Source organism: Burkholderia sp. HAN2018 (genome assembly GCF_024704855.1).
In the GTDB taxonomy this organism is placed as follows: Bacteria; Pseudomonadota; Gammaproteobacteria; order Burkholderiales; family Burkholderiaceae; genus Burkholderia; species Burkholderia cepacia.
Map to the genome: position 1 here is coordinate 17,675 of NZ_QOBB01000090.1, position 9,392 is coordinate 27,066.

Sequence of the window (9,392 nt, forward strand, 5' to 3'; positions counted from 1 at the left end):
GTGTTTGCGGTGACGACTTCAGGCGGCCGACGACAGACAGGCGGCCAGACGACTCAGCATCGCGTCGCATCCATGCAGCTGGTCGAGCGTGACGAACTCGTCGGGCTTGTGCCCCTGGTCCATGCTGCCGGGCCCGCATACCACGGCCGGAATCCCGGCCTGCCCGAACAGCCCGCCCTCGGTGCCGAATGCGACCGTGCCGAACGCATCGGAACCGCTCAGCATCGCGAGCAGGCGTGCGGCCTCGCTGTCCGGCGCAGTGGCCAGCCCCGGATACGCGCCCAGCGGCTGCAATCGAATGTCGGTATCGGGCTGCACCGCACGCATTCGCGGCAACAGTTCGGATTCCGCATAGTCCTGCAGCTTGCGCGGCACGTCGTGCGCGTCGAAATCCGGCAGCGCACGCACCTCGAAGTCGAACTCGCATTCGGCCGGCACGATGTTCAGCGCGCGGCCGCCCTTGATCAGCCCCGTCTGCACGGTCGAGAACGGCGGATCGAAACGGCCGTCGTGCCGTTCGGGCCGCGCGAGCGCCGCGCCGATCTCGCCGAGCCGGCCGATCAGCTTCGCCGCATAGTCGATCGCGTTGACGCCCGACGGCGCATACGCCGAATGGCACGCGGCCCCCTTCACGTGGCAGCGCATCGCGAGCTTGCCCTTGTGGCCGAGCACCGGCTTCAGTTCGGTCGGCTCGCCGATCAGGCACAGGCGCGGCCGGTGCGGGCGCTCGGCCAGTGCGTCGAGCATCGGCCGCACGCCGAGGCAGCCGACTTCCTCGTCGTACGAGAACGCGAGATGCACGGGCACGCGCAGCGGCCGTGCGACGAACGCCGGCACGGCCGCCAGCGCCGACGCGATGAAGCCCTTCATGTCGGCCGTGCCGCGCCCGTACAGGCGGCCGTCGCGCTCGGTCAGCCGGAACGGTTCGACCGTCCACGCCTGCCCGTCGACCGGCACCACGTCGGTATGGCCCGACAGCGCGATGCCGCCGCGATCGCGCGGCCCGATCGTCGCGTACAGGCTCGCCTTCGTCCGTTCCGCGTTGTAGAACAGTTCGCTCTCGACGCCGAAGCCCGCGAGATAGTCGCGGATGAAACCGATCATCTCGAGATTCGAATCGCGGCTGACCGTCGCGAAACCGATCAGCCGCGCGAGCAACGCACGGCTCGACGTGTCATTCATCGCCCGGTACTCCGTAGCTCGGCGCGGCGGTCGGGTTCAGCGCGCGCGTCTGGTAGTCCTGCATCTGCGGCCGATACGCCCGCCACAGCGCATCGAGCTGCCCGACCGGATCGGCATCGGCCCAGTCGACGCGCAGGTCGACGATCGGCCAGGTCACGTCGCCCGCCACCTTCAGCGCGGCCGAGTGCACCGGCCCCGCCTCGCCGCCGGCCGCGATCGCCGCGTGCATCGCGGCGAGCAGGCGATCGGCGAGCAGGCCGGGCGCCTGCTCGAAGGCGCGCGCCATCGCGTCGATCACGTCCGGCGAAGCCAGCAGGTTGCCGGCCGCCACGCACTGTTCGCCGCGCACCGCGTGATGCGTGCCGAGCGCTTCCTTGCCGGTGAAACACGCCGCCTGCCCCTGCCCGTCGATCACCGTGACCTGCCGGTACTGGCTCCAGCCGTTCGCGCTGAGCGCGCGGTCGAGCGCCGCGGCGGGCGCAAGCTGTTCGTGCTCGATCAGGTCGAGGATCTGCGGGCCGAGCGCCGGCAGCGTGATGTTCTGCGTCGCGACGGCGCCGACGCCCGCGCGCACCCACGGGCAGCGCGCGCCCACCGCGATGCTCGACGAGCTGATCGCTATGCCGAGCTGGCCCGTCTCCGGGCAGCGCCCGACGATGGAGAAAGTCATGTCGCCTCCCGGGCGCGGTTCGGCTGCCAGTTGTCCGGAATCACGGCGATCACGTCGATTTCCATCAGCCACTGCGGCTGGCCGAGCGCGGACACGACGAGCCCCGTCGAGATCGGATACACGCCCTTCAGCCACTTGCCGACTTCCTGGTACACCGGCTCGCGATAACGCGGGTCGATCAGGTAGGTCGTCGTCTTCACGATGTGCGTGAGGTCGCTGCCGGCTTCCTCCAGCAGCTGCCTGACGTTCTTCATCGCCTGCTCGGCCTGCGCGCGCGGGTCGCCGAGGCCGACCAGGTTGCCGTCGAAGTCGGTGCCGACCTGGCCGCGCACGTAGACGGTGTTGCCGGCCCGCACGGCCTGGCACAGGTCGTTGTCGAGCGTCTGGTTCGGGTAGGTATCCTTCGTGTTGAACATGCGGATACGGGTGTGGGTCGGTTGGCTCATCGAAATCCTTCAGTCGTCAGGGGGCGCGCCGCCGCACCGGGCGCGAACACGATCGCGGTGCGGCAGGCGGGCGGCATGGGTTCGGTCAGTTGACCGCGTCGGCGAGCGGCTGCGCGTCGGCGTGCGACGCTGCGCCGTCCGGCTCCGGGCGCGATGCCGAGCGGCGCCGCGATGCGTCGTGGTATTCGAGGTAGGTGCGCTGCGTCGCGATGTGATCGGCGATATGCCGCGCGTCGTGCCATACGCCCCAGATGAAGCTGGAGCCGCGCCGCGACAGCCACGGCAGCCCGAGGAAATAGATGCCCGGCTCCTTCGACACGCCGCGCTGGTGCCGCGGCTTGCCGTTCGCGTCGAACGCATCGACCTTCAGCCAGCCGTAGTCGACCGCATATCCCGTCGCCCAGACGATCGACGTGACGCCCGCGCCGGCGAGGTCGAGCGCGAGGATCGGGTGCGCGACGCAGTCCGGGTTCGGCAGGATGTGGCGGGCGTCGGGTTCGGCCGGCAGGTCGAGGCCGTTGCGGGCCGCATAGGCGTCGGCCGCGTCGAGCAGCGACAGGTAGTTCTCGTCGCCGCGCGCGAGATTGATCGCGAGATCGCGCTCGAACGTGGCCACGCCGCCGCTGAACGACTTCGTCAGCCCGACGAGCGTCACGCCCTGGTTCGCGAGCTTGCGGAAATCGACCGTATGGCCGCCGCGCGCGCCGCTCACCGCGATCGTCACGTGTTCGCGGCCGGGCGTCGCGACTTCCTTGTCCCATTCGCCGAGCACGCCGAGCCACCAGCAGAAGTCGCGGCCGCGATACGCGCGCGGCGGGCGGTCGTGCGGGCCGACCGACAGGTAGACCCGGCGGCCCGCGCGCTGCAACTCGTCGGCGATCTGCACGCCCGACGAACCCGCGCCGACCACCAGCACCGCGCCGTCCGGGAGCTGGCCCGGGTTGCGGTAGTCGGCGGAATGGAGCTGCACGAGGCGCGCGTCGTCCGGCGCGATCGGCGGAATCACCGGGCGCTGGAACGGCCCCGTCGCGACGACCACGCGGTTCGCCTCGATCGTGCCGTCGGACGTCTCGACGACGAAACCCGGCTTGCCCGTATTGCGCACGACCCGCTTCACCTCGACGCCGGTGCGGATCGGCGCGTCGAACTTGCGCGCATAGGCTTCGAAGTAGTCCGCGACCTGGTCTTTCGACGCGAACGCGTCGGGGTCGAGGCCGTCGAATTCGAGCCCCGGGAAGCGGTCGTGCCACGCGGGGCCGTTCGCGACCAGCGAATCCCAGCGCCCCGTGCGCCAGCGTTCGGCGATGCGGCTGCGCTCCAGCACGAGATGCGGCACGCCCAGCTTGCCCAGGTGCTCGCTCATGGCCACGCCGGCCTGACCGGCGCCGACGACGAGCGTATCGATTGAGGTTGTTTCGACTGCCACGGCTGTCTCCTTCTGAAGTGCGGCTCGGCGCGACGCGCGTGCTGTCGCTCGAGCTGGAATGGAGACATTCTGCTGACACGCCGCTTGCGGCGAAATGATGATTTTTGTTGGTGTTGATGAGCAAAAAGCTGGGGGGCGCGCGGGCGGCGAGCGGCACGGGACGACACGCCCGTGTTGCACCGGCGCCCGCCCGGACGGCTGGCGCCGGCTTCAACCGGTCGCGCCGGCTACGCGTTCGTCCATGGGCCGGCGCCCTGCCGATACTGGATCACGCCGCCGTTGATCCGCACCCGCAGATTGCCGTCCGGCAACGGCACCCAGTTCTGCATGTCGAGGCTCAGCATCAGCGCGGCGAAGAAATCCCGCAGTTGTTGCGACTCGCTGGCCTGCCAGAGATCGATGCGCCCGAGGCAGGTACGCAGGTCGCCGCTCTGCTGCATGATCGTTTCGACCTGCCCGGCCACGTTCGCCGACGGGTCGTACACCTTCGTACCGTCGTCGCTGACGATCGACAGATGGATCGCGCGCACCGACGCCGGCTGGCCCGGCGTCTGCTCGACGAGCGCGATGCAGCTCGTCATCGCGCCGAAATCGATTTCCGACGCATCTCCCCAGATGCGCTCGCCAACCGCCAGCGGCGCGGGACCTTGTACGTTCTGAATGTCGTAGGGCATGGGTTCCTCACTTGACTCGATGGGACTGCCGGTGGCGGGAACGACGCGTGTCCGGGAAAGCGGACACGCGTCGTTCCCGCCGCTCACATCCCGCGGCGGGCCTGACGGCCCGGCGGGTCGTGTCGATTGATTCCTGGTCGCCGCGCGCGGTCGCGCGCTACGCACCCTTCTTGTCCAGCAGCGCCTGATACCGCTGCAGGCTCTCGTCGATCTTGTCGAGCGCGACGCTCGCGGCCTCGCCTTCGATCGCCTCCGCGGCACCCGCCACGACCGCCGCCGTCGCGACGAACAGGTCGGTCAACAGCAGGCCCACCGCATCCATCGCCATCCCGCGCACGTTCTCGTCGATGGTCTTCTGCGCCAGATCCTTCATCAGCACGCTCTTGCCTGCGATCGCCAGCGACGTCGACGCCTCGAAGTAGTTGGCCGCCGCCTGCGCGACCATCCCGCCCGCCTGCGTGATCATCATGTTCGGGCCGACGGCGATCTGCGTCGTCGCGTAGGACGCCGCCTCCGCGTTGATCGCCTGCACGGTCTGCAGCGCCGAACCGCCGCCCCCGGCCGAACCGGCGACCTGGTTCGGCGCCTTCAGCGCATCGGTGAGCCTGCGCAGCCGGTTGACCGGCCATGCGCGCGCGCCTGCTTTCGGCACCGCGACGGGCGGCGCGACGTCGGCGGACGTCGTTGCGTCGGCCGGCGTCGTTGCGCCTGCTGCCGCGGACGCGCCATCGTGCGGCGCCTGCGGCGCACCGTCGCCGCGTCCGCCCAAAAGGCCTTTCATGTTCATGGTTCAGGTATCCCGAGAGTCGACTAATGCGTGGAACCCGTCTGCGGCCCGGCCGCCGGGGCTTGCGCCGCGCCGCCCGCTGCCGGCTTCGGCGACGCTTCGACGGACAGGATCATCGCCACCGCCTTCGACACGACGGCGTTCGAAATCTGGTTCAGCGCCGCCTGCTGCTGCGTCATGTTCTGCGCCGAGATGCCGACGGCCTGGCTGAACATCTGGTAAAGCATGCCCAGCGCCTGGGCCGGGGATCCCGCGACGACGTTGACATTGGTCTGCGTCAGCGCGTCGGTAACCTGCTCATTGACTTTGTCTGCCACGAGGCCTCCTCGGATCTCGGCTCCGGCATGCGATTGAAGGAACGGCAAGCCATCGACGCCGCGCATGCCGTTAGGAACGCTGCATGCCCGCGTTCGTGAACGCGCTCACGCGAGTTCCTCGCGCAATTTCCTGCGCAGCAGCTCGACACGCTTCCTGGCCAGCGGCTCGTTGATCCCGAGCGTCGCCGCGATGTGCAGATAGGGCCGGTCCTCCTCGAACTTCAGCGTGAACAGCATCTGCTGCTGCGAGGAGAGCGTGGACAGCACCTGCTCGAGACGCAGCAGCTGTTGCCGGAGCAGCAGTTGCTGCTCCACCGACGGCGCGTGGCCGGCCAGCTCGACGGTGTGATCGTCGTCCCAGCCCGGGTCGAATTCGAGCATGCCGCTTTCGCGCACACGGCGGCGCGCGCCGTCGAGGAACGCGTGGTTCAGCGCCAGAAAGAGAAAGCCGGCCAGGTTCCGGACGCGCTCGGGCGAACGTTGCAGGTAGATGTGGACCTTGAGCGCGGTATCGGAGAGCAGTTCGTCGGCACGGTGGATATCGCCCTTGCACAACAGGCGCGCGCGGCGCCGCAATTTCCCCTGCATTTCCCGCCACGTGTGATCGAGCTGCTGCGCCGGCGACTCAGGCGTCGAAACAGCGTGCTGGTTCGAGGTTGTCATCCCGTGCCTTCCTTTTTTTATGGAAAACACAGAATCGATTCGACGCCGGGAATGGCGCTGTTACCCGCGTAACACCGTTTTAAAGATAATCGCTTCGTGTAAATTTTCTTGATTATTGTGAACGGAAACTTTAATTCCCCGGCATATCCTCATCCGTCGTTTCGGGCGCGCCGCCGAGCGTAACCAATGGCATTTCGATGAAAAATGGCGACTGCCGCCGCGACGTGATTACGCCGGCACGCTGCCGTCGATGTCGGTCGACCAAAGGTCCCTGGCGCCGAAGCAAAACCGTATCGGGATCGCTTTCCCATTATCTGGTTATTTTCATCATTCATTTTTCACGCAATGCCAAAGGCAGCGTTTTTCGCTAGGTGGCCGCATCGTCAAACAACCTTGCACGGAAAACATGCCTGCCCTCGTCAACGGTCAAACGCTGTGCAATATCCCGATACTCGCCGATCTTCCGGAAAGCCTGCTCGCTCACATCGAGCGGCATCTCGCGCCCTGGCCCGAACACGGTAACCGCCTGTTGTTCTTCAAGGGCGATCCGGGCGATTTCGTCGCCTTCGTGCACTGCGGCCGCGTGTACAAGACGCTGCACGAACCCGGCGGACGCGAACTCATTCTCGGCCACTCGTTGCCGGGCGAACTCATCGGCGAAAACACGCTGGTTCGCGCCCACCGGCGCAGCTTCACCGCGCAGTTGAGCCCCGACTGCCGCGTGTCGCTGCTGCATCGCCAGTATTTCGCGCCGCTGCTGGCCAACGCGGATTTCATGGAGCGCATCCACGAGCAGCTGTGCCGGCACGTGCACCAGCTGAGCGACTTCGTCGAATCGACGTGCCTGTACCGGCTCGAAGCCAGGCTCGCGCGCCATCTGCTGAACCGCATGCAAGGGAACGATCTCGAGGTGAGGCTGCCGGAGAGCCAGAGCATCCTCGCCGCGATGCTCAACGTCAGCCGGCCGCGACTGAACAGCAGCCTGCAGAAGATGCAGCGCGACGGCCTGATCCGGCTTCACGCGCACGGCGTGACGATCGAGAAGCCGGAGCAGCTGCGGACCATCGTCAACGCCAATTGACGCGCCGGGCGCATGCGCCGCGACGCCGCGGCGGCAGGAGGTCGCGCGCGCCGGGTTGCGCGGCGCGCGGTGAAGATCAGCCGCGCCAGTGGCCGATGGCGTTCATCAACTGCGCGACGGCGGTCAGTTGCGACGCAAAGTTGTCGTTCGCGGAGCGCGCCGCGGCGGCCACCGCCACCGGCGAGCCGGCGTAGAGCTGCATGACGCCGACGGTCGTGGCGGCGAGGTTGGACATCGCCTGGTTCGCCTGCATCTGCACTGCGTTGTGAAGCAGGATCGCGGACGCATGGCTGTTCGACTGCATGAGCGTGCCCAAGGCCACGGCGGGCGCTTCGCCCACCACCTTGACGTTGGCTTGCGTGACCGCATCGGTCACCGCGGCGGAAACCTGTTCCGGCATGTCGTTGCTCCTGGTTTGCCCGCCGCTGCGATGCAGTCACGGCGAACGCATGAATGGGTCGGTCGGCGACGTGCGCCGATCGATTGCATCGGTGCGCGCGAACGCTCGCCGTCGCGAGCGTCGGGATGACGACAGGCGCCGGGCGACAGCCGCGAGGATCGGGGCCGCCGCCCGGCGTCGACGCCGGGTTACGCGTCAGGCCAGCGCCTTGCCGAGCGCGAGCACATCGGCCAGCACGGACAGCACGCCGTTCGAGCCGATTTCCGTCGCGGCGGCGCCGGCGCTCGCCGGCCCGAGCGTGTAGAGCTGCATCGTGCCCACGTTCGTCGAGGTCGGCAGCTGTACCGCGGCCTGCGACTGCTGCTGCACGGCGTTCTCGAACAGCACGCTGAGCGAATGGCTCTGGGCCTGGTACAGCGAGCCCGTTGCCATCGCCGGCGCTTCACCCACCACCTTGACGTTGGTCTGCGTGACGGCGTCGGTGATCGCGGCATTGACCGCGCACGTCTTGCAGTTGCAGGGGTCTTTCGGATCCTTCGAATCCGTCGGGGCGCTTGTATCATTTGCCATCGAATTTCTCCTGGTTTGCGAACGGGCGCCGCATCGAATCGGCTCTACCCGTCCTGTCGTTTGCTCCGGAACACCGCGCGGCACCGCTGCTCAGGCGCCGGCGGACGTGCTGCGGTTCGGCGGTGCTGCGGTGCTGCGGTGCTGCGGCGGTATCGGCGGCCCGAGCCGCTTGCGCCGCCGCTCGACCGCGGCGTGGCGACCGCGCGTTACGGGCGCATCGCCTTCCCGATCGCGATCACGTCGGCCAGAATGGAAATGATCCCGTTCGCGCCGATTTCCGTGGCGGCCGCCCCCGCGCTTTCCGGCCCGATCGTGTAGAGCTGCATCGTCCCCACGTTCGTCGACGTCTGCGACTGGATCGCGGCCTGCGACTGCTGCTGCACCGCGTTCTCGAACAGGATGCTGAGCGAATGGCTCTGGGCCTGGTACAGCGAGCCCATCGCCATCGCCGGCGCCTCGGCGACCACCTTGACGTTGACCTGCGTGACGGCATCGGTAATCGCGGGATTGACCTGGCACACCTGACACGTATCACCCATTTTTTGCTCCTTGATTCACGTAGTTGAGAGGTCGCACATCGGGGCCGGCCGGTTTCGCGTCCAGCCGCCGGACTTCAGCCGCTCGACTTCGACCGCATGCCCGGTGTGCTACTCCATGGACGCTGGCCCGGGGGTGTCGTGAATAGAAGCGGCGGCGGTGGCGGCAGCGGCCGGTTCGTGCAGGTCGGACGGACGGGCGCCGATGCGTTGCAACCGCTCGTCGATCGCGTCGAGCCGCACGGCAAGCCGTTCGGCGAGCGAATCGACGTAGTGCCGGAAACAGGCGTCGATTTCCTGCCGGATGAGGCCGGTCAGCTGTTCGCCGATCACCGCCAGCGCCTCACGGGTGCTGTCCTGGATGTCGGCCGCGCCGGATGCCGGTGCGTCGTCCGGCGGCTCGTGCGCGTCGAGTACGCCGGACACCTTCTGCTGTTCCGACGCCAGCATGCCGAGGGTCGTCTCGTTCTGCGCGTCGATCGTCTGCAGGATGCCGCGCATCTTCTCGTACGCCTTCTGCTGGTTGAGCTGCAGAAAATGCTTGACCTGCTCGCGCGCCTCCTGCCGGGTTTTCAAGCGCGGCAATGGCGGGGGCGCGGCGCTCGCCTGCGTGGCCGCGCCGGCCGCCGGGGCCGGCTGG

The 9,392-nt window shown here is 68.0% G+C and carries 13 protein-coding genes; 1 reads left to right on the forward strand and 12 read right to left on the reverse strand.

Annotation, left to right across the window (positions count from 1 at the left end; genetic code table 11):
* Positions 1 to 18 precede the first annotated feature (18 nt).
* From argE to DPV74_RS22000, 8 genes are all read right to left on the reverse strand, one after another.
* Complete coding sequence (argE, locus tag DPV74_RS21965; protein WP_091921669.1) at positions 19 to 1,182, reverse strand: acetylornithine deacetylase; 1,164 nt, start codon at positions 1,180 to 1,182, stop codon at positions 19 to 21.
* Positions 1,175 to 1,852, reverse strand: a complete 678-nt coding sequence (locus DPV74_RS21970) for a DUF1028 domain-containing protein (protein ID WP_059555806.1) — start codon at positions 1,850 to 1,852, stop codon at positions 1,175 to 1,177. The genes argE and DPV74_RS21970 overlap by 8 nt, the downstream gene beginning before the upstream one ends.
* On the reverse strand, positions 1,849 to 2,298 hold the full coding sequence (locus tag DPV74_RS21975) for a RidA family protein (protein WP_059682437.1): 450 nt from the start codon (positions 2,296 to 2,298) through the stop codon (positions 1,849 to 1,851). The genes DPV74_RS21970 and DPV74_RS21975 overlap by 4 nt, the downstream gene beginning before the upstream one ends.
* Before the next feature lie 85 nt (positions 2,299 to 2,383).
* Positions 2,384 to 3,724, reverse strand: coding sequence for an NAD(P)/FAD-dependent oxidoreductase (locus DPV74_RS21980; protein ID WP_119337954.1), 1,341 nt, complete (start codon positions 3,722 to 3,724; stop codon positions 2,384 to 2,386).
* Between the two features lie 227 nt (positions 3,725 to 3,951).
* Entirely contained in the window at positions 3,952 to 4,398 is a 447-nt protein-coding gene (locus tag DPV74_RS21985) for a hypothetical protein (RefSeq protein WP_091921664.1), read from the reverse strand.
* Between the two features lie 157 nt (positions 4,399 to 4,555).
* Entirely contained in the window at positions 4,556 to 5,179 is a 624-nt protein-coding gene (locus DPV74_RS21990) for a hypothetical protein (protein ID WP_240440004.1), read from the reverse strand.
* Positions 5,180 to 5,208: 29 nt separating this feature from the next.
* On the reverse strand, positions 5,209 to 5,502 hold the full coding sequence (locus DPV74_RS21995) for a RebB family R body protein (protein ID WP_027792485.1): 294 nt from the start codon (positions 5,500 to 5,502) through the stop codon (positions 5,209 to 5,211).
* A 105-nt stretch (positions 5,503 to 5,607) separates the two neighbouring features.
* A complete protein-coding gene (locus DPV74_RS22000; RefSeq protein ID WP_027792484.1) occupies positions 5,608 to 6,165 on the reverse strand; it encodes an RNA polymerase sigma factor in 558 nt (185 codons plus the stop codon).
* Between the two features lie 406 nt (positions 6,166 to 6,571).
* Between DPV74_RS22000 and DPV74_RS22005 the strand changes: the two genes are divergently transcribed.
* The gene (locus DPV74_RS22005) at positions 6,572 to 7,246 is read left to right on the forward strand and encodes a Crp/Fnr family transcriptional regulator (RefSeq protein WP_091921662.1); all 675 of its coding nucleotides are present in this window, start codon (positions 6,572 to 6,574) and stop codon (positions 7,244 to 7,246) included.
* Between the two features lie 76 nt (positions 7,247 to 7,322).
* On the opposite strand, the gene DPV74_RS22010 is transcribed toward DPV74_RS22005, so the two are convergent.
* The 4 genes from DPV74_RS22010 to DPV74_RS22025 form a co-directional block, all read right to left on the reverse strand.
* A complete protein-coding gene (locus DPV74_RS22010) occupies positions 7,323 to 7,646 on the reverse strand; it encodes a RebB family R body protein (protein ID WP_027792482.1) in 324 nt (107 codons plus the stop codon).
* 195 nt (positions 7,647 to 7,841) lie between these two features.
* Entirely contained in the window at positions 7,842 to 8,216 is a 375-nt protein-coding gene (locus DPV74_RS22015) for a RebB family R body protein (RefSeq protein ID WP_034196216.1), read from the reverse strand.
* A 206-nt stretch (positions 8,217 to 8,422) separates the two neighbouring features.
* Positions 8,423 to 8,755, reverse strand: a complete 333-nt coding sequence (locus tag DPV74_RS22020) for a RebB family R body protein (protein WP_021157934.1) — start codon at positions 8,753 to 8,755, stop codon at positions 8,423 to 8,425.
* Between the two features lie 108 nt (positions 8,756 to 8,863).
* On the reverse strand, positions 8,864 to 9,392 hold a 529-nt coding region (locus DPV74_RS22025; protein WP_119337955.1), incomplete at its 5' end, for a hypothetical protein.